General features: G+C 72.0%; 17 protein-coding genes. 8 read left to right on the forward strand and 9 right to left on the reverse strand.

The genetic code is table 11. The features are described from left to right. Genes C8K30_RS21775 through C8K30_RS21790 form a run of 4 tightly spaced genes read right to left on the reverse strand, consistent with a single transcriptional unit; the run spans position 1 to position 3,999 of the window. Complete coding sequence (locus C8K30_RS21775) at positions 1-810, reverse strand: EboA domain-containing protein (RefSeq protein ID WP_108495009.1); 810 nt, start codon at positions 808-810, stop codon at positions 1-3. Next, the gene (locus tag C8K30_RS21780) at positions 807-1,700 is read right to left on the reverse strand and encodes a sugar phosphate isomerase/epimerase (protein ID WP_233257357.1); all 894 of its coding nucleotides are present in this window, start codon (positions 1,698-1,700) and stop codon (positions 807-809) included. The genes C8K30_RS21775 and C8K30_RS21780 overlap by 4 nt, the downstream gene beginning before the upstream one ends. Then, the gene (locus tag C8K30_RS21785) at positions 1,697-2,776 is read right to left on the reverse strand and encodes an SCO3242 family prenyltransferase (RefSeq protein WP_108495226.1); all 1,080 of its coding nucleotides are present in this window, start codon (positions 2,774-2,776) and stop codon (positions 1,697-1,699) included. The genes C8K30_RS21780 and C8K30_RS21785 overlap by 4 nt, the downstream gene beginning before the upstream one ends. After that, positions 2,773-3,999 carry an inositol-3-phosphate synthase gene (locus C8K30_RS21790; protein WP_199230628.1) on the reverse strand — a complete coding sequence of 409 codons (1,227 nt, stop codon included), beginning with the start codon at positions 3,997-3,999 and terminating at the stop codon, positions 2,773-2,775. The genes C8K30_RS21785 and C8K30_RS21790 overlap by 4 nt, the downstream gene beginning before the upstream one ends. A 349-nt stretch (positions 4,000-4,348) precedes the next feature. Here C8K30_RS21790 and cimA point away from each other — a divergent pair, with 349 nt between their 5' ends. Beyond that, on the forward strand, positions 4,349-5,980 hold the full coding sequence (cimA, locus tag C8K30_RS21795; RefSeq protein ID WP_108495010.1) for a citramalate synthase: 1,632 nt from the start codon (positions 4,349-4,351) through the stop codon (positions 5,978-5,980). A gap of 102 nt (positions 5,981-6,082) precedes the next feature. On the opposite strand, the gene C8K30_RS21800 is transcribed toward cimA, so the two are convergent. Then, positions 6,083-6,997 (reverse strand): MurR/RpiR family transcriptional regulator, encoded by a 915-nt coding sequence (locus C8K30_RS21800; protein WP_108495011.1) that lies wholly within the window; start codon positions 6,995-6,997, stop codon positions 6,083-6,085. Between the two features lie 111 nt (positions 6,998-7,108). Further along, a complete protein-coding gene (locus tag C8K30_RS21805) occupies positions 7,109-8,239 on the reverse strand; it encodes an N-acetylglucosamine kinase (RefSeq protein ID WP_158281091.1) in 1,131 nt (376 codons plus the stop codon). Positions 8,240-8,414: 175 nt separating this feature from the next. On the opposite strand from C8K30_RS21805, the gene C8K30_RS21810 reads away from it, so the two are divergent. The 6 genes from C8K30_RS21810 to murQ all read left to right on the forward strand — a co-directional run bounded on the left by C8K30_RS21810 (position 8,415) and on the right by murQ (position 15,779). Continuing rightward, positions 8,415-9,476 (forward strand): biotin/lipoate A/B protein ligase family protein, encoded by a 1,062-nt coding sequence (locus C8K30_RS21810; protein ID WP_108495013.1) that lies wholly within the window; start codon positions 8,415-8,417, stop codon positions 9,474-9,476. A gap of 170 nt (positions 9,477-9,646) precedes the next feature. Further along, on the forward strand, positions 9,647-10,942 hold the full coding sequence (locus tag C8K30_RS21815) for a sugar ABC transporter substrate-binding protein (RefSeq protein WP_369940788.1): 1,296 nt from the start codon (positions 9,647-9,649) through the stop codon (positions 10,940-10,942). A gap of 4 nt (positions 10,943-10,946) precedes the next feature. Beyond that, positions 10,947-11,867, forward strand: coding sequence for a carbohydrate ABC transporter permease (locus C8K30_RS21820; RefSeq protein WP_108495015.1), 921 nt, complete (start codon positions 10,947-10,949; stop codon positions 11,865-11,867). Beyond that, the gene (locus C8K30_RS21825) at positions 11,864-12,766 is read left to right on the forward strand and encodes a carbohydrate ABC transporter permease (RefSeq protein WP_233257359.1); all 903 of its coding nucleotides are present in this window, start codon (positions 11,864-11,866) and stop codon (positions 12,764-12,766) included. Before C8K30_RS21820 ends, C8K30_RS21825 begins: the two co-directional genes overlap by 4 nt. Then, the gene (locus tag C8K30_RS21830) at positions 12,763-14,703 is read left to right on the forward strand and encodes a glycoside hydrolase family 3 N-terminal domain-containing protein (RefSeq protein ID WP_108495016.1); all 1,941 of its coding nucleotides are present in this window, start codon (positions 12,763-12,765) and stop codon (positions 14,701-14,703) included. Before C8K30_RS21825 ends, C8K30_RS21830 begins: the two co-directional genes overlap by 4 nt. A gap of 116 nt (positions 14,704-14,819) precedes the next feature. Then, positions 14,820-15,779, forward strand: coding sequence for an N-acetylmuramic acid 6-phosphate etherase (murQ, locus tag C8K30_RS21835; protein WP_108495017.1), 960 nt, complete (start codon positions 14,820-14,822; stop codon positions 15,777-15,779). 80 nt (positions 15,780-15,859) lie between these two features. On the opposite strand, the gene C8K30_RS21840 is transcribed toward murQ, so the two are convergent. Next, complete coding sequence (locus C8K30_RS21840) at positions 15,860-16,381, reverse strand: GNAT family N-acetyltransferase (protein WP_108495018.1); 522 nt, start codon at positions 16,379-16,381, stop codon at positions 15,860-15,862. A 127-nt stretch (positions 16,382-16,508) separates the two neighbouring features. Then, a complete protein-coding gene (locus tag C8K30_RS21845; RefSeq protein WP_108495019.1) occupies positions 16,509-17,318 on the reverse strand; it encodes a YggS family pyridoxal phosphate-dependent enzyme in 810 nt (269 codons plus the stop codon). A gap of 116 nt (positions 17,319-17,434) precedes the next feature. Between C8K30_RS21845 and C8K30_RS21850 the strand changes: the two genes are divergently transcribed. Next, complete coding sequence (locus tag C8K30_RS21850) at positions 17,435-17,848, forward strand: YccF domain-containing protein (protein WP_108495020.1); 414 nt, start codon at positions 17,435-17,437, stop codon at positions 17,846-17,848. Between the two features lie 73 nt (positions 17,849-17,921). On the opposite strand, the gene ybaK is transcribed toward C8K30_RS21850, so the two are convergent. Then, entirely contained in the window at positions 17,922-18,422 is a 501-nt protein-coding gene (ybaK, locus tag C8K30_RS21855; protein WP_108495021.1) for a Cys-tRNA(Pro) deacylase, read from the reverse strand. Positions 18,423-18,554: the final 132 nt, after the last annotated feature.

Raw genomic sequence — 18,554 nt, forward strand, 5'->3', positions numbered from 1 at the left:
TCACTCCCTGGTGTCCGTGAGCCTGCTGTTCGTGGGTCCGGTGTTCGTGGACCGGGTGCTCGCAGGCCGTGTGCTCGTGAGCCGGTCGAGGTCGGTCGGTACGGCACGCCCCGCGGCCCGGCGTTCCGCGGCGAAGTCGCGGGCCATGCGCGCGAGCTCGTCGTCGGCCCGGGCGTCGAGGCCGCTGACGGCGTCGAGGCTCACGCCCTGGAACACGAGCTTGAGCACCGCGTGCCGCCACGTGTGCTGATCCAGGTGCCGGGACCCGAACGGGCCGACGGCGGCCGCGACGAGGCTGGGGTCGTTGGCGCGCAGGGCGTCGGCGGCGAGCTCGATGCCCGTGGTCACGAGCTCGGCCGTTCCGGTGGGGCGGGCGTCGTCGGTCGGGGCGTCGACAGGGCGGGAGACGCCGGTCTGGGCGTCGGTTGGGCGTGGGCGGGCGTCGTTGGAGCTGGCGGCGCCGTCGTGGCCGGGCCCGGCCCGCCCGAGGTCGCCCCGAGCCTCGAGCGCGTCGAGGCCCCGCAGCACGCCGCGCCGTTCGGCGGCGTCCCCCTGCCGGTAGAGGAGCCCCAGGCGCTCGGCGTAGTCCGGCCCGGTCCCCACGGCGTCGGCCAGCGCGACGACGAGCGCCGCCCGGGCGGCGTCGTCGGCCGTGCCGTGCACGACGCCGGCCGGGTCGGCGTCGGGCCGCAGCGGTGCGCGCCCCACCCGGCGGGCGGCAAACGCGAACGCGCGTGTGACGCTGTCCGGGTCACGTGCGACCTCGGCGCGCGCCTCGGTGAGCCAGCCGGAGCCGGGCGACTCGTTCATGACAGGGCCCTCTCGCCGGTGGTCGGGCTGGTCCCGGCGACCGTCGCCCACGCCCGGAGCAGGGCGGCGCGGCTGTGGCGGGCGAGCCGGGGTGCGTCGTGGGAGTGGCGGGGCAGCTCGACGGCGGCGACCCCCGTGTAGCCGATGTCGGCGAGCGTGGCGAGCACGAGCGGCAGGTCGATGCCGCCCTGGCCGAACGGGCGGTGCTCGTGGTGCGTGGGCGGCATGTCGTCGAGCTGCACGTTGCTCAGGTACGGCGCCGCGGCACGCAGGGCACCCTCGACACCGTCTGGCTCGACGACGAGGCAGTGCCCGACGTCGACGGTGATCCCCAGCTCGGGCGGCGCGCCGACATCGGAGCGGAGCCGCAGAGCGTCGTCGACGGTCTCGACGAGCATGCCCGGCTCCGGTTCGAGAGCGAGCCGCACCCCGCGCTCCCCGGCGTACTCGACGAGCGCCGGGACGCGATCGCGGAGCCTGGCCCAGCCGTCGGCGGGGTTGGCGTCGTCCGGGAGGACACCCGAGAAGAACGAGACGCACCGGGCCTCGAGGTCCGCCGCGATCTCGATGGCGCGTTCGAGGAAACGCATCCGGAGGGTGGCGTCGCGGTCGACGAGTGTGGGCCGGTGCTTGTGCAGCGGGTCGAGCAGGTAGCGCGTGCCCGTCTCGACGACGACCGCCGCTCCCGCGCCCCCGCGCATCCGCCGGAGGTGGGCGCGCAGCGCAGCGACGTCGTCGCCGGCGAGGGGAGCGAACGGGTCCAGGTGCGGGAAGCCGAGGGTGACCGCCACCGCGTCGTACCCGACGTCGTCCAGCACGTCCAGCGCGACGCGGAGGGGATGGTCCCCGAAGCCGTTGGTGCCGTAACCCAGGAGGAAGGGAGGCCTCACGTGATGCTCACCCCCGCCCGGCCGCGGGTGCGGCTCAGCAGCCGGAGCCCGTAGCCGACGGCGGCGACCCCGGCCAGGAGCGCCGTCGTGCCCAGGCCGCCGGAGCGTGCCGCCCACGCGGCCTGCAGCGGCACCATCGCCTGGATCCCGGACCGCGTGGCGGTCCGCGCGTTGGCCGCCGTGGGCCGCGCGGCCGCGCGGACCTGCGCCGGCGCACAGGCCGCGGCGTAGGCGGTGGCGGCCGCGACCGTGGTCCAGCGGGCGGCGGTCTGGCGGGCGGTGGGAGCTGTGGTCGTGGGTGTGGCGGCCGCCGCCACCGCACCCGCTATCGTGCCCGCGGCGACGACGCCGGCGACCTGCGCCGTCGTGCCGTGCACCTCGCCGCGGGAGAGCACGGTGACGCCGAGAGTGTGGGCCGTGAGCCCCGCCGCGGCGGGGAGCGCCGACCGCATGCGCCCGGGTGTGGCGCCGAGCAGCACGTCCAGCCCGCGGCACGCCGCCATGACGAACGGCCCGGCCGGCCGGTCCTTGGCGACCAGGTCGTACGTCCATACGCAGGCGGCGAGCGGTACGGCCACGCCGAGCGCACGTCGCCCGCCGGCGACGCCGGCCGCTGCCACGCCGCCCGCCGTGAGGGCCGCGCCGATCGCGATCGCGGCCCGCGGCGTCACCCGGCCCGACGGGATGGGCCGCTCGGGCCGCTCGACCGCGTCGACGTGCCGGTCGGCGTAGTCGTTCAGCGCCATGCCGCCCAGGTAGAGGCAGGCTGAGGCGACCGGCAGCAGGAGGTGGCGGCCGCGGATCGGGACGGGCGCGCCGGCTCGCTCGCCGGGGTGCGCGCCGACTTGTGCGGCGGCTCTCGCGCCGGCGCGTGCGGCAGCCAGGCCCGCCAGGGTGTCGCCGACGACGCTCAGGGCGGCGGGCGCCCGGACGAGCTCGGCGAGGTCTGCAAAGGTAGGTGTTCGCGGCCGGGGCTCTGCCCGGAACTGCGACCAGGGCTCTGACCTGGTCCGCCACCGGGAATCGGTCCGAGACTCGGACCGGTAGGCGAGCCGGGGCTCAGGCCGGGAACTCATCGGCGGACCTGTGTCGAGGTGCGGCCGACCCATTCCTCGAGCGCGGCGGCCTGCTCGGCGGCGTCGTGCACGTCCGAGTCCCATGGATCCTTGAAGAAGAAGCCCAGCTCCTGGACCGTCCCGCTGATCCCCGCTGAGTGCGCGAGTGCGAGCAGGCGGGCCAGGTCGAGGACGAGCGGCGCGGCGAGCATCGAGTCGTGGGCGCTCCAGGTGGTCTGCAGCGTGAGCCGCGACCCGAGGAAGCCCTCGACGTGCACGTGGTCCCAGGCGACCTTGGTGTCGCCCAGGTCGGGCACGTTGTCGATGTGCAGCGGAGTGGTGTCGCTGCCGGTCAGCGCCCTCAGCCCGCGGTTCTTGCTGGCGAGCTTGCTGCGCACGGCGTCAGGGTCCGCGAGGGTGGCGCCGTCGCCGCCGCCCAGCAGGTTGGTGCCGGCCCACGAGAGCACCTTCAGCCCGCGCGCTGCGAACGCGGGGGCCAGGACGGTGCGCAGCCACGTCTGCCCGGTCTTGCCGTCCTGCCCCGCCACGGGGATGCCGCGCTCGCGCGCGAGCCGGGTCAGCGCGGGCAGGCCCATGCCCGCCGACGGCGTGAAGGCGGCGTACGCGGCTCCGGCAAGGATCGCCGCGTACGCCGAGACGGAGGACGCGGGGAGCACCGCGCGAGCCGGGTCGGCCAGGGCCGCGAGCAGGGCCTCGGGGTCGTAGAACTCCGGCACCGGGTCGACGGGCGGCTCCGTGGAGGACAGGTCGATCACGACGACTCGCGCCAGGGCATGCCGCTCCTGGAACGACGTGATGTCGGCGGCGAGCCGCTCGGCCGCGGCCTGCTGAGACCGGCCCTGTGGAGACCGGCCCTGCTGGACGGCGTGCGGGTCGTAACCAGGCCGCACCTCGGCGTCGGCCCGTTCGAGGGCGTCGTGCGTCGCGGCGAGCAGCCGCGGCGGGATCATGCCGGTCTCGACGAGAGCCTCCGCGCGCTTGGTCATGGTGACGGCGGAGATGTCGTGCCCGCCGACCACCAGGTCGGCGAACTCGGGGAGGCCGGCGGAGGCGAAGGGCTCGCGCGCGGTGACGCAGGCCGTCGGGGGTGACTGACCGTCGGCGATGGCCGCGAGGCCCAACGTGGCGGTGCTGGCCACGGAGCCGCGGGCCCCTATGAACCAGATCCCGGTGCGTGCTGAGGCTGCGGCGGCATGGTGGCGTGCAGAGGCGTGGTGCATCATCGCTCCCCGGTTCGACTTCGACTTCGTCGTCCCGAGCAACCTATCCGGACTTATGGCGATTAGCAAACAAAAGTTCGGAGTTGTTCGGAAGAAGCGTGATTCCTGTAGCCCCGACCCTTGGCCGCAGTTCTGGACACCTCTTCCGTCAGCCGTCTCGCTGTGGCACTATGACCCGCATGACTCAGCGCCTCACCCCGAGCTCTACCCTGCGACAGGTGATCATCATTTCGTAGCGCGTCCGGCGAGAACCCCACCGGACGCGCAGACCTTCCACACCCGGAGGGTCTTTTTTTGTTGGCCTGAAGATCCGACCTCAGCCACATCGCCAGCCACATCGTTGGGAGCATCGATGACCACCGCCTCGTTCCAGGTGTACGACACGACGTTGCGCGACGGCGCGCAGCAGGAGGGTATGAACCTCTCCGTCTCAGACAAGCTCGCCATCGCGGTACTGCTCGACGAGCTCGGCGTCGGCTACATCGAGGGCGGCTGGCCGGGCGCGGTACCCAAGGACACCGACTTCTTCGCCCGCGCCGCCACCGAGCTGACCCTGAAGAACGCGGTGCTCGCCGCGTTCGGCGCCACCCGCCGGGCGGGTGTCCGCGCGGGCGACGACCCGCAGGTGCGCGCACTGCTCGACGCCGCCACCCCCGTGGTGACGCTCGTGGCCAAGTCGGACGTCCGGCACGTGGAGCGCGCGCTGAAGACGACCCGCGCCGAGAACCTCGCGATGATCACCGACACCGTCGCGTTCCTCGTCGCGGAGGGCCGCCGGGTGGTGCTCGACGCCGAGCACTTCTTCGACGGCTACCGGTACGACCCGCAGTACGCGACCAGCGCCGTCAGCGCCGCGTTCGACGCCGGCGCCGAGGTGGTCACCCTCTGCGACACCAACGGCGGCATGCTGCCCACCTGGGTCGGCGAGATCGTGAGCGAGCTGCGCGCCGGCGCCGCCGTCGGGCCGGAGCAGCGGCTCGGGGTGCACGCGCACAACGACACCGGCTGCGCCGTCGCGAACTCGCTCGCCGCCGTCGAGGCGGGCGCCACCCACGTGCAGGGCACGGTCAACGGGTACGGCGAGCGCACCGGCAACGCGGACCTGGTCACGGTCGTGGCGAACCTCGAGCTGAAGGCCGGCATGTCCCTCCTGGCCGACGGCGGCCTGCGGGAGGCCGCCCGGATCTCGCACGCCATCAGCGAGATCACGAACATCTCGCCGTTCGCGCGCCAGCCGTACGTCGGGGCGAGCGCGTTCGCCCACAAGGGCGGCCTGCACGCCAGCGCCATCCGGGTGGACCCGGACATGTACCAGCACACCGACCCCACCCTGGTCGGCAACGACATGCGCATGCTCGTATCGGACATGGCGGGCCGCGCCTCGATCGAGCTCAAGGGCCGCGAGCTGGGCTTCGACCTCGCCGGCCAGGGCGAGCTGCTCTCCCGGGTCACGAACCGCGTGAAGGACGACGAGGCCGCCGGCTACACCTACGAGGCGGCCGACGCGTCGTTCGAGCTGCTGCTGCGGTCCGAGCTGGGGCAGCGCCCGGACTTCTTCACCGTCGAGTCGTGGCGCACCATCGTGGAGACCGTCCCGGCGGGCGCGGCCCCGCCGTCGGTCCACGCGCCCGACGCCGCCGCCGTCGCCGAGGCGACCGTCAAGATCTGGGCCGGCGGCGAGCGGATCGTGACGACGGGGGAGGGCAACGGCCCCGTCAATGCGCTGGACCAGGCGCTGCGCACCGCGCTGTCGCGGGTCTACCCGGAGCTCAGCCGGTTCGAGCTCATCGACTTCAAGGTCCGCATCCTCGACATGGAGCTCGGCACGGGTGCGATCACGCGGGTGCTCACCGAGACCACCGACGGCGAGCACTCCTGGTCCACGGTCGGCGTGGGGCCCAACATGATCGAGGCCGCGTGGGAGGCCGTGACCGAGGCGTACGTGTACGGCCTGCTGAAGTCGGGCGTAGAGCCCCGCCCCTGAAACCGAGAGCTCTGGCGAGACCGAACCGGGGCGAGACAGAACTGCTGAGGTTCTGTCTCGCCCCGGTTCGGTCTCGCCAGAGCTCTACTTCGGCGGGGCGGGTCAGACGACCGGTGCGGCCGGGCGCTCCACCTTGTTCGGACCGTTCCCGAAGTCGAGGCGCTGGTCGCGCACGGCGTCGAACGTCGCCTTGATCGCGATCGACGAGCGCTCGAAGGTGCGCTGGGCGACGCGGACGAACAGGTAGTCCACGACCGTGAGCTGCGCGATGCGGCTGGACATCGCTCCGACCCGGAACTGGGTCTCGCGGGCGGTGGTGGCCAGGACGACGTCGGACACCAGGCCGATCGGGGCGTCCGGGAAGTTCGTGATCGCCGCCGTGAGCGCGCCACGCTTGCGCGCGATCTCGAGCGCCTGGTTGGTCTCGCGCGTCTGTCCCGAGTGCGAGACGGCGATCGCCACGTTGCCCGGCTCGAGCAGCGCCGACGAGGCGAGCTGCTGGTGCGGGTCGGGGGAGCTGAACACGAACACGCCGATGCGCTGCAGCTTCATCGCGAGGTCGGCGGCGGCGAGGTTGGACGAGCCGACGCCGTAGACGTCCACCCGCTTGGCCTCGGAGATGGCCGTGGCCACCCGCTCGATCGCATCGGTGTCGATCATGCGCGCGGTCTCTTCGATGGTGCGGGCCTCGTGGAACGCGATCTTCGAGACGACGGCCTCGATGTCGTCGGTCTGGTTGATCTCGCCCTCGGCGATGCCGGACCGCTCCATCTCGACCTCGCGCCGGCTGGTCGCCTGTGCCAGGTCGATCCGGAACTCGGGGTAACCGGCGTAGCCGACGGCACGGCAGAACCGCACCACCGTGGCCTGTGACGTGTCCGCGTGACCGGCGAGCTCGGTGATGGTCGACTGGACGACAGTGTTCGGGTCGTCGAGGACCGTCTGCGCGACTCTCGCCTCTGCTGGTCGCAGCGTCGGTAGTGCGCGCCTGAGTCGGACGAGGACGTCACCTGACATGTCGCATCTCCCGGGATGGGGTGGTGGGGCTAGGGGTCGAGAACATACACCCGTACCGGGGATTCGGGCACAACGGGGTAGTGAAGGAACGCGTCGGTGAACAGCCGTCGTTCACTGACGCTCGTCGCCGGGCAGATCGGTCGCCGACAACCCTGCGCTGAGGGTATCCGCGGCCCCCATGTCTTCGGTGGTCTCCGCACTGGTGTGGTGGCCGTCGACGCGGACGGTTAGCCAGGGCCGGAAGCCGCCCACGGCGTGCGGCGTCTCGCGCAGGCGCTGGGCCAGCTTGAGCGCTCCGTCGAGGGGCGACCCGGCGCTGGGGACGAGCGAGACCTCGGGCCGGTCCTCGGAGAGGTGCTTGGTGAGCGACACCGTGAGCGGCGACTCCTCCTGCACCAGGCGGCCGGTCGTGGAGGCGAGCGGCGGGATGCCCCGGCCGAGCGCGCTCGACAGCGTGTCGGCGAGGTGCCGGCCCGCTTCCTCGAGGATGCGGATCGACGTCGGGTCGCCCTCAGCCGCGGCGATCATGACCTCAGGGGCCATCGAGGCGAGCTGCCGGGCGCGCTCCGCGTTCTTGTAGAACTGGTTGGGCCAGCTCTCGATGAGGCCGAACTTGGCGACGGCTGCCTCGAGGAGGCGCTTCGATGCGCCACGGCTCGCGCCGTCGTGGTACCGACCGGCAGCGCGCAGCGCCTCGCCGCCGACCCAGACGCCCGCGCCCAGGTCGCCGAGCAGGTGTCCCCAGCCGTCCGCGCGACGCCAGCGGCTCACGCCGTCGAACCCGAAGGCAACGGCGCCAGTGCCTACCGACAGCACGGCTCCGGCTCGGCCGGCCAGCGCACCGAGGTGGGCGGTGAGCGCGTCACCGGCGACGGCGGTGCGGTTGGTCCGCAGCTCGCGGGCGAGGATGTCGTGCACATCGGTCGGCTTCTCGACCAGCGAGGTCAGGCCGGTGATGCCGACAGCGGCGGAGGCGACGGGCGCGGTGCTGCCGTCGCTCATCCCGTCGTGGCCCATGCGGGCGGCCCACGCGTTGAAGGACTGGCACAGGGACGCGACGACAGCCGGGGCATCGCTGCCCTGGTGGTTCACCTTGACGGCGCGGCCGCTCAGGCTGATGCGCTCGGGGTGTGTTGAGTTGCCGAATTCAGCGACAAGGCGCGAGCCACTGCCGCCTACGTCGAGAGCGACGACCCAGGCGTCGACCGCCGCTCCATCAATACCCTGTGAGAGTTCGGACACCAGGTCATTCTGACACGAAACCAGGGCAAGATTGTCTAAAGAGAGGAGGAAATTCTGGTCTGTTCTGCTGCCTCTTCTCGCCAAATATCGGACGTGCCCGACGTCGGGCCCACCTTCCGTACCCAAGGTTCACCCGACGTCGGACACCACAGGCACCGTCGCCTACTGTGAACACGTGCGAGGAGAGTTCAAGGTTCCACTCGGAAAACTGGTTCGTGTCGAGACCGAGGTGGACGACGCGGCAGGTCCGCCCGGCCGGCTGACGGGCACCAGGGTGAGCGGGGACTTCTTCCTCGAACCCGACGAGGCGCTTGAGGCGATGAGTGCGGCCCTCGACGGCATGCCCGCCGACGCCTCGAAGGCGCAGCTCGCCGAGGCGGTGCGCGGCGCCCTGGACGGCGCGACCGCCGTCGGCTTCGACGCCGACGCCGTGGCGGTCGCCGCCCGGCGCGCGCTCGGCCACGCGACGGCCTGGGAGGACCACGAGTTCCAGGTGATCCGCACGCCTGCCGTGTCGCCCCTGCTCAACGTCGCGCTCGACCAGGTGCTCACCGAGGAGCTCGGCGCCGGACGGCGCGCGCCGACCCTCCGGTTCTGGGAGTGGGACGAGTCCGCGGTGATCATCGGATCGTTCCAGTCGCTGCGCAACGAGGTCGACGCCGACGGCGCCGCACGGCACGGGGCCCGCGTGATCCGGCGGATCTCCGGGGGTGGCGCCATGTTCATGGAGCCCGGCAACACCATCTCCTACTCGCTGTACGTGCCGGGCTCGCTCGTGGACGGGCTGAGCTTCGAACGGTCCTACGCGTTCCTCGACGACTGGGTGATCGGCGCCCTGCACGGGCTCGGCATCGACGCCTCGTACGTGCCGCTCAACGACATCGCCTCGCCCGCGGGCAAGATCGCGGGGGCCGCCCAGAAGCGGCTCGCCGGGGGCGCCGTCCTGCACCACGCGACGATGGCCTACGACATGGACGCCGACAAGATGACGGACGTGCTGCGGATCGGGCGCGAGAAGCTCAGCGACAAGGGCACCCGCAGCGCCAACAAGCGCGTGGACCCGCTGCGCTCGCAGACGGGGCTCAGCCGCGCCGAGGTGATCGACGCGCTCGAGGCGTCGTTCCGCGCGCGGTACCGCACGGTGCCGGGCGAGATCACGCCCGACGAGTGGGCGCTGGCGCAGGCCCTGGTCGAGTCGAAGTTCGGCACTCCGGAATGGACCGCGCGCGTGCCTTAGGCGTGGGTGAAAAGGGGGCATGCCATGATGGCCAATCACGGTTTGGTAACACCCCTAGCATGCACTTCACCCGGTCAGTAATCTCCACGCAATGCCGCGTATTGGGAAGTTCATTTCTCAGAAATATCACCTGGCTACTCTCGCGGCACCGAGCGGAAGGAAGCCGAACGATGACTCGAGCGATGCGACGGCCCGTAGTGGCGGCCACAGGGGCCCTGCTTCTCGCGGCCACGACGGCCGCGTGCGGCAGCGGCGGTGGCGGCACCGAGAGCGAGGGTGACGGCACCCTCAGCGTCTGGATCATGCAGGGCACCAACCCCGACGCCGAAGACTTCTTCGCCGACGTCTCGACCGCGTTCGAGGAGGAGACGGGCGCGACGCTCGACGTGGAGTTCGTCGAGTGGGCCGACGCCCACGACCGGTTCGTCACCTCCATCGCCGGCGGGACCACCCCGGACGTCGCCGAGACCGGCACCACCTGGACCCCCGAGTTCGCCGACGCCGGGGCGCTCGCCCCGCTCGACGAGTACGTGGACGGCGCGGGTGTCACCGAAGACCTGGTCGAGGGCCTGGTCGAGGCAGGCACCTACGACGAGCAGCTCTACGGCATGCCCTGGTACGCCGGTGTGCGCTCGCTGGTCTACAACACGGAGATGTTCGAGAAGGCCGGCGTCGAGCCGCCCACCACCTGGGCCGAGCTCGAGGAGGCCGCAGCGGCGCTCAAGGAGGAGTACCCGGACAAGATCGCCGTCGCCGTGCCCGGCGACGCCGAGTTCACGGTCTACCCGTGGGTGTGGGGAGCGGGCGGAGATGTCGCCACGCTCGACGGCGACACCTGGACCTCGGGCCTGGACAGCCCCGAGTCGCAGGAGGGCATCGAGTTCTGGACCGGCCTGGCCACCGAGGGCGGCTACTCGTCGGAAGGCGCCACCACCTGGCGCGAGACCGACGTCCTCGACGCGTTCGCCGCCGGCGACGTCGGCATGGCGGTCATGGGCTCCTGGACGCCGGGCGCGATCGTCGACGCCAACGCGGACATGGAGGGCAAGTTCGCGGCCGTGCCGATCCCGGGCAAGGACGGCGGCATCGCCCCCTCGGTCCTGGGCGGCTCGCACCTGAGCATGTTCGAGACGGCCGAGGACAAGGACCTGGCCTTCGCGTTCATCGAGATGATGACCACCGGCGAGTTCGCGCAGCAGTGGGGCGAGCAGTCCGGGTACTTCCCCGGCCAGGTCTCCCTCCTGGACGAGACGCTCAAGAGCACCGACCCGCTCGTGGCGCCGTTCGCCGAGCAGTTCGTCGACGGCGGCGCGTCCGTGCCCGCCGCGGCCACCTACGGCGCGGTGCAGGCCAAGCTCACGACGAGCACGATGATGCAGTCGATCCTCTCCGGAGACGCAGACGTCGCAACGGCGAGCAAGGCCGCCGCCGAGGAGATGACCAGCATCCTGAACGGGTCCGAGTGACTTCGTGACGGAGACACTCCCGCGGCTCGGCCGGGCCAGGGCCGCCCTCGTGCGGCCCTGGCTCCTGCTTGCCCCCGCGCTGGCGGTCCTGGCGGTGCTGCTGCTGTGGCCGCTGGTCCGGGTGTTCCTCTTCTCCCTGCAGGACTACGGGCTGCGCGAGATCACCACCGGCGAGCCGAACTGGATCGGCACCGCGAACTACGCCGAGATCCTGGCCTCGCCGGAGCTGTGGACCGTGGTGCTGCCCAACACCGTCGGGTTCGCAGTGCTGTCGGTGGCGGGCACCGTCGCGTTCGGCACCGGCGTGGCGGTGCTGCTCGCGTCGCTCGGGACCTTCTGGCGCACCGTCACCTCCAGCGCGATCATGGCGGCCTGGGCCATGCCCGCCGTGACCGGCACCTACGTCTGGGTGTGGATCTTCGACGCCGACCGCGGCGTCTTCAACGACGTCCTGATGGGCCTCGGCCTGCTGGACGACCCGACCAACTGGTTCACAAACCGGTGGACGTTCTACGCGATAGTCCTGCTCAACGTGATCCACCACGGCTTCCCGTTCGTCGCGGTCACCGTGCTCGCGGGGCTGCTCGGCGTGCCCAAGGAGATGCTGGAGGCCGCCGAGATGGACGGCGCCGGGTCGTTCCGCCGGTTCTTCTCGATCGTCGTACCGCAGCTGCGGCAGGTGTTCGCCGTCGTGATCATCCTGTCGACCATCTGGGACTTCAAGGTGTTCGCGCAGGTGTACCTAATGCCCGGCGGCGCGGGATCGAACCGGTCGGTGCTCAACCTGGGCGTGTGGTCGTACGTGGAGTCGTTCGGGCAGAACAGGTACGGCTTCGGCTCGGCGATCGCCGTGCTGCTGACGCTGCTGCTGCTCGTGGTCACCGCCGTCTACGTCCGCACCGTGCTGGCGGAGGAGGAACGATGAGCACCACCCGCCCGCTGGTCCGTCCGGAGGTCAGCACCGGCCGGCGTCCGCTGCGCCGCTCCGGCCGGCGCTCCTCGCGGAGGTCGCCGCTGCGCCAGCTCGGCAAGGGCGTGCTCGTCGCCCTGCTGCTCGTGTTCACGCTGTTCCCCGTCTACTGGATGCTGAACAGCTCGCTCGACGCCCAGGCCGGGCACACCAGCAGCTTCTGGCCGGCCGAGCCCACCCTCGACCACTACGTGTTCGTGCTGACCGAGGGCGGGTTCGGCACGTTCCTGCGCAACTCCCTGCTCGTGGCGCTCGGCACCGTCCTGATCTCGTCGGCGCTCGCGCTGCTGGCGTCCGTCGCGGTGGCCCGCTTCCGGTTCCGGATGCGCACCCAGATCCTCATGCTGGTGCTCATCGTGCAGATGGTGCCGCTCGAGGCGCTCGTCATCCCGCTGTTCGTCCAGGTCCGCGACCTGCAGCTGCTCGAGACCCTGACGGGCCTCATCGTGGTGTACGTCGCCCTGGCCCTGCCGTTCGGGATCTGGATGCTGCGCGGGTTCGTCGCCGCGGTGCCGGTGGAGCTGGAGGAGGCCGCCTACCTCGACGGCGCCAGCTGGGGCCGCATGTTCTGGTCGGTCCTGCTGCCCCTCGTGGCGCCGGGCCTGGTCGCGACGAGCATCTTCAGCTTCATCACCGCGTGGAACGAGTTCATCTTCGCCATGACGATGCTCGGCGGCGCCACGGAGAACTACACCGTGGCGATCGGCCTCCGCTCGTTCTTCGGCGTCCACTCCAACGACTGGGGCGCCATCATGGCTGCCTCCACGATCATCACCGTGCCCGTGATGATCTTCTTCATCCTGGTCCAGCGCCGGCTCGCCTCAGGTCTCACCGCGGGGGCCGTGAAGGAATGACCGGAGCGCCCACGGCCGGGCCGTCCAGCACCGGGCCGTTCGGCACCGGGCTCTTCAGCACGGGGCCGACTCGGACGGAGCGCGCCGTCAACGGCGTGCTCCTGCCCGGCTTCGAGAGCGCTGGACCGAACGGCAGCGCTGGACAGGACGGGAGCGCTGGGCAGGTCGAGGGCATCGGGCACGACGGCGGCGGCGTGCCGGGCTGGTTGGCCGACGCCGCCCGGGCCGGCCTGGCCGGCGTCGTCTACTTCGCGCGGAACACACCCGACGTCGCCACCACCGTGGCGCTGTCCGACGCGCTGCACGCGATCTCGCCCGACCTGGTGATCGCCGTCGACGAGGAGGGCGGCGACGTGTCGCGGCTGGAGGCGACAAGCGGCTCGTCCCTGCCCGGGGCGGCGGCGCTCGGCGTCCTGCCCGGTGCCGCGATCTCCCTGGACGCGGGGCGGGCACTGGGCCGGCTGCTCGCCGCGACCGGCATCGACCTGCTCCTCGGCCCGGTGCTCGACGTCGTCTCCGAGCCCGACAACCCAGTGATCGGCGTGCGCGCCTTCGGGACCACGCCCGACGACGTCGCCCGGCACGGCATCGCGTTCGCCCGCGGCGTGCGCAGCGCCGGCGTCGGCGTGTGCGGCAAGCACTTCCCGGGGCACGGCGCCACCACCGTGGACTCCCACATCGGCCTGCCGGTCGTGGACGAGCCGCTCGACGTCGTCCGGGCGCGCGACCTCGTCCCGTTCGCGCGGGCCCTGTGCCCGGAAGGGGACGCAGGCCGGCCAGATCCTGACCGGTTCCGGCGCGACCAGTCCCGGCTCGACGCCGTCATGACCGCCCACGTGCTCTTTCCCGCCGTCGGGCCGGCACCCGCGTCCATCGAGCCGGCGGCGACACGCCTGCTGCGCGAGCTCGGCCACGACGGCCCGATCATCACCGACGCCCTCGACATGGGCGCCCTGCGCGAGCTCACCGGTTCCGTGGGGGAGGCCGCAGTTCGCGCCGTCGAGGCCGGTGCCGACCTGCTCTGCCTCGGCCTCGACCCCGCCCTGTACACGGAGTCGTACCACGCCCTGAGGCGGGCCGTGGCCTCCGGCCGGCTGACCGTCGAGCGGCTCGAGGAGTCCGGGGCCCGCACGCAGGCGCTCGTCGCCGTGCTCCGCGGACGGCGGGCAGCCGCGGGAGCCGTGACCGGCGTCGACGCCGCGAAGACGGCGCTCGCGGAGCTGACAGTCATCGGGGCGAGCATCGCGGACGCCGTCGTGCACGTGCGGGGCGCCCGGCTGGTGCCGCTCGCGCCCGACGCCGAACCCGACGTCATCGACCTGCGCACCCGGCTGGACCATGCCGCCGGCCGGAAGGCCCGGCATGTCCAGGTGGCCATCGCGGCCGCATGGCCCGGGGCGAGGCTGTTTCCCGAGGACGACGCGGGACGTTCCGGGGCTGGTCACGAGGCCGATCACCCGGCCGACCACCGCGCCGGCGACGAGGCCGGCGACGGGCTTGAGGACGGGTCCGGTTACGGAGCCGGCTCGGAATCCGTGGAACTTGGTCTGGACGATCGTGGACTTGCAGTGCTTATTGCCCGATTCACCCGGTACGGTGTACCGGCGGATCTCGACAGAGCCGACATGAAACGTGGCGCAGAATTTCCTGCACCGCTTGTCGTGATCACTCGTGAGCCCGTCCCGGGTTCGGCCGAACGCGCCCGGCTGGAGCAGCTCTGGGCCGTGCGCCCGGATCTCATGGTGGTGCACACGGGTCTTCCCGGGCCGGTCGACGACTGGTTCGGGGCGTTGAGTGGTGGAGGCCCGGCCGTCGTGGTGGCGTGCGGGACAGGACGGGCGAACGCGGCGGCCGCCGTCGAGCGCCTCCGGAGGCCTGAGGGCGACCAGCCCGATGGTGTCGGGCAGGGCGGTGCCGGGCAGGACGGCATCCGGTAGGACAGTGAAGAGCAGCACACCGATGACCCCAGCAGTGAGCAGTGATGAGCAGTCATGAGCAATGAGCAGCACAGCGTCCAAGAGCACAGAGCAAGCAGAGCGAAGGGGGCTCGCCGATGATCGCGGAGGCGGGATTTGAACGGCACGCACAGTCGGCGCCGCGCCCGGTCTCACCCACCGAGGAGCGCAACCCGCGCACACGTGACATCGACGTGGTCTCCACGGTGGACATGGTGCGCATGATCACCGACGAGGACGCCCTCGTCATCGCCGCGGTACGTGCGGCGCACCCGCGCATCGTGGAGGCGATCGACCTGGCGGTGGACGGGATCCGCGCCGGTGGACGGGTGCACTATGTGGGCTCGGGCACGTCGGGCCGCATGGGCCTGCTCGACGCCGCGGAGCTGCTGCCCACCTTCGGCGTGGGCGAGGAGATGTTCGTACCGCACCTGGCCGGCGGGCTGGGCGCCTTCAAGAAGGCGGCAGAGGGCGCGGAGGACGACGTCGCGGCGGGCGGTGCGCTCGTGTCCGACGTCGGGCCGGCCGACATCGTGTTCGGCATCGCTGCCTCCGGCGGCACCCCGTACGTCGGGGGAGCGCTCGACATGGGCCGCTCCCGCGGGGCGCGGACCGTGCTGCTCGCGTCCAACCCCTTCGCTGCGCTGGCGCCGAAGGCAGACGTCCCGATCCTGGTGAACACGGGACCCGAGGCCATCACGGGATCCACCCGCATGAAGGCGGGCACCGCCCAGAAGATGGTGCTGAACACCTTCTCGACGGCGGTCATGGTGCGGCTCGGGAAGACCTACTCCAACCTCATGGTCGAGGTGCTCGCCACCAACGAGAAGCTGCGCCTGCGCCTGGTGCGCCTGCTCACGCAGGCCACGGACCTGGAGCCGGACGTGTGCGAGAACGCGCTCGCGGCGACCGACGGCGACCTGCGGGCCGCCCTCGTGATGCTCGTGGCGGGCGTGGACCGGTCCGCGGCGCTGGCGGCGCTGGCGGTCGAGCCGGGACGGTTCAGCGGCCCGTCGGTCCGCGAGGCCCTGGCGACGCTGGGCATCGACCCGTCCTGAGGCCCGACATTGGTTGTGGGCGTGACCGTTGCGACCGTGTGTCCGACTTGGGCGCAACGATCACGCCCACAACCGAGGGGTCAGGACCGGACCGGGGTGACGTCGGCTGTGAGCTTCGCGACCAGGACGTCGCCGCCCTTGGTGAGCTGCTGACCGCGCTCCTCGAACCCGAGGCGGCCGTGGAAGCGCATCGAGCCGGGGTTCGGCGGGTTCAGGTTGACCTCGCAGGTGACGACGTCGTGGCCGGCGGTGCGGGCGGCGTCGAACACGGCGTCGTAGAAGAGCTTGCCGATGCCGCGGCCGCGGGCGCCCTCGCCCACCACTATGCGGTCCACGTACAGGTGGTCCAGACCGCGCTCCTCGAACCAGGCGTAGTTCTCGCCGGACCAGTCCTCGCCGCCCTCGAGCGCGACGACGAAGCCGAGGGGATCCGCGGGCGTCTCCGGGTCGACGGCGACCAGGGCGAGCGTCGAGGCGTCGAGGAGCTCGGACATGTCGTCGGCGGGAGTGTCCGGGACGGCGGGGATCGCGGCGTTGTTCAGGCTGACGAGGCGAGAGATGTCGGCGTCAGTGGCGGGGCGCAGCAGGGTGGCCGTGGGCATGGCGCGATCACTCCAGGAAGTTGGTAGGGGAACCCGAAGACGGTAGTCCTCCGGCCGCCCGTACGTCTGTGACCTGGCTCAAAGAGTGGTGGCGGTCACCTCGCGGCGCGGCGCTCGACGCGCGCGATCAGGGCACGGGCCGGGGGCCGAAGACCGCCGTGCCCACCCGCACGATCGTCGCGCCCTCGGCGATCGCGAGCTCCAGGTCGCCGGTCATGCCCATCGAGAGCTCGGTCGCGGAGCCGGTCCCGGGTGCGCCCGACGCCAGGACCTCGTCCCGGATCGCGCGCAGCCGGGCGAACCCGGCGCGGACGGTCTGCTCGGTCGCGGGCTCGGCCGGCCCCAGGTGCGCTCCGATGGTCATGAACCCGGTCAGGCGGAGGCCGGGGAGGGCGGCGACGGCGGTGGCGAGCGCGACGGCGTCGTCGGGCCCGACGCCGGACTTGCTCGCCTCACCCGTCACGTTGACCTGCACCATCACCTCCAGGGCGCGGGTGCCGGTGCGGCCGTCGCGCACGCAACGGCCCGAGATCGCCTGGGCGAGGTCCAGCGAGTCGAGCGTCTCCAGACCCGTGGCAGTGCCCAGCACCTGGTTGATCTTGTTGCGCTGCAGGTGACCGATCATGTGGACCTGCAGCGCGCCGGCCGCGACCCGGCCTGCCACCGTGGGCGCCTTCGCGACGAGCTCCTGCACGCGGTTCTCGCCGATCAGGTCGACGCCCGCGGCCAGCGCCTCGAGCACGGCGTCCGGCGTCTGCGTCTTCGTCGCGACGAGGAGCCGCACGTCGCCCGGGTCACGCCCGGCGGAGTCGGCGGCCGCGGCGATGCGGTGGCGGACGACCGCGAGCCGTTCCGCGACCGAGCCGGGTGCCGGCGCGGCCGCTGCTGGATCGGCGGCCGGGGGCTGGGATGCGGAGGGCTGGGACTGGTCGGGCACGGGGCGAGTCTATTTCCGCATGGCGATGCGGTTGCGCGTTCGCCCGCGGAGTCTCAGGGTCGGATCAGGGAGGTTCCGGGTACCGCGGGCCCGCCGCACTACGGAAGGATGGACCCATGAAGACGCTGCTGAACATCATCTGGGTCATCTTCGCGGGTTTCGGGCTGTGGCTCGGATACGTGCTCGCGGGGATCATCTGCTGCCTGCTCATCGTCACCATCCCGTTCGGCATCGCCTCCTTCCGCATCGCGGGATACGCCCTGTGGCCGTTCGGGCGCGAGGTCGTCGAGAGCCCGCGTTCCGGGGTGTTCGCCCTGATCGGCAACGTGATCTGGGTGATCGTCGCCGGCTGGTGGCTCGCCCTGGGGCACATCATCACCGCGATCCCGCTGGTGATCTCGATCATCGGTATCCCGATGGCCTGGGCGAACCTCAAGCTCATCCCGGTCTCACTCATGCCGCTCGGCAAGCAGATCGTCCCCAGCGACGCCCTGCTGCCGACCTACCGCAAGCAGGTCGCCGCGGCCTGATCCAGGCGGCGAGCCCGAGCCCTGAGTCGAGGGCTCGGGCCGTTGCCGCGGCCGTCGACGGTCGGGCCGGCGTTCAGTCCCGCGCGATCGGCGCCGTCGTCCCGCCCGTCAGGGTCAGCAGGTCGGCCGGCGCGAGGCCGACGTCGAGCCCGCGCCGGCCCCCGGACACGTAGACGACGTCGTACGCCTCAGCGGACTCGTCCACCACTGTCGTGTGCCGCGTCTTCTGCCCCAGCGGCGAGATGCCGCCCACCACGTAACCGGTGGCGCGCTCGGCCGCCGCGGGCTCGGCCATCGCCGCCTTCTTGCCGCCCGCGGCCCGGGCCAGGGCCTTGAGGTCCAGCTTGCGGTCGACGGGGACGATGCCGACCACGAGCTTCCCGTCGACGTCGGCCAGCAGCGTCTTGAAGACCTGCGGCGCGTCGACGCCGATCGCCTCCGCCGCCTTCATGCCGTAGCCGATGCCGCTCGACGGGTCGTGCTCGTACGGGTGCAGCGTGTGCGGCACGCCCGCCCGCTCCAGGGCCACGACTGCCTGGGTGCCGCCGTGCGCGGACTTGCTCTTCTTGGTCACCGCTTCATTCTGGCGGGTCCGCGGCCGCGCGCCGCCTGATTTTCCGCGCTCCTTCCCGGCTTGTCCTCGCCCGGCGTCCTGTCCGGCACTTCCGCCCCGTACTCCCGGCCCGTATTCCCGGCCCGAACGGTC

It is taken from the genome of Promicromonospora sp. AC04 (assembly GCF_003058225.1).
Lineage (GTDB): Bacteria > Actinomycetota > Actinomycetes > Actinomycetales > Cellulomonadaceae > Promicromonospora.

Bases quoted from the DNA above. Each gene is read 5' to 3' on its own strand.
- C8K30_RS21775 (WP_108495009.1), bottom strand. From the start codon at position 810: ATGAACGAGTCGCCCGGCTCCGGCTGGCTCACCGAGGCGCGCGCCGAG.
- C8K30_RS21785 (WP_108495226.1), bottom strand. From the start codon at position 2,776: ATGAGTTCCCGGCCTGAGCCCCGGCTCGCCTACCGGTCCGAGTCTCGG.
- C8K30_RS21790 (WP_199230628.1), bottom strand. From the start codon at position 3,999: ATGATGCACCACGCCTCTGCACGCCACCATGCCGCCGCAGCCTCAGCA.
- cimA (WP_108495010.1), top strand. From the start codon at position 4,349: ATGACCACCGCCTCGTTCCAGGTGTACGACACGACGTTGCGCGACGGC.
- C8K30_RS21800 (WP_108495011.1), bottom strand. From the start codon at position 6,997: ATGTCAGGTGACGTCCTCGTCCGACTCAGGCGCGCACTACCGACGCTG.
- C8K30_RS21815 (WP_369940788.1), top strand. From the start codon at position 9,647: ATGACTCGAGCGATGCGACGGCCCGTAGTGGCGGCCACAGGGGCCCTG.
- C8K30_RS21825 (WP_233257359.1), top strand. From the start codon at position 11,864: ATGAGCACCACCCGCCCGCTGGTCCGTCCGGAGGTCAGCACCGGCCGG.
- C8K30_RS21830 (WP_108495016.1), top strand. From the start codon at position 12,763: ATGACCGGAGCGCCCACGGCCGGGCCGTCCAGCACCGGGCCGTTCGGC.
- murQ (WP_108495017.1), top strand. From the start codon at position 14,820: ATGATCGCGGAGGCGGGATTTGAACGGCACGCACAGTCGGCGCCGCGC.
- C8K30_RS21840 (WP_108495018.1), bottom strand. From the start codon at position 16,381: ATGCCCACGGCCACCCTGCTGCGCCCCGCCACTGACGCCGACATCTCT.
- C8K30_RS21850 (WP_108495020.1), top strand. From the start codon at position 17,435: ATGAAGACGCTGCTGAACATCATCTGGGTCATCTTCGCGGGTTTCGGG.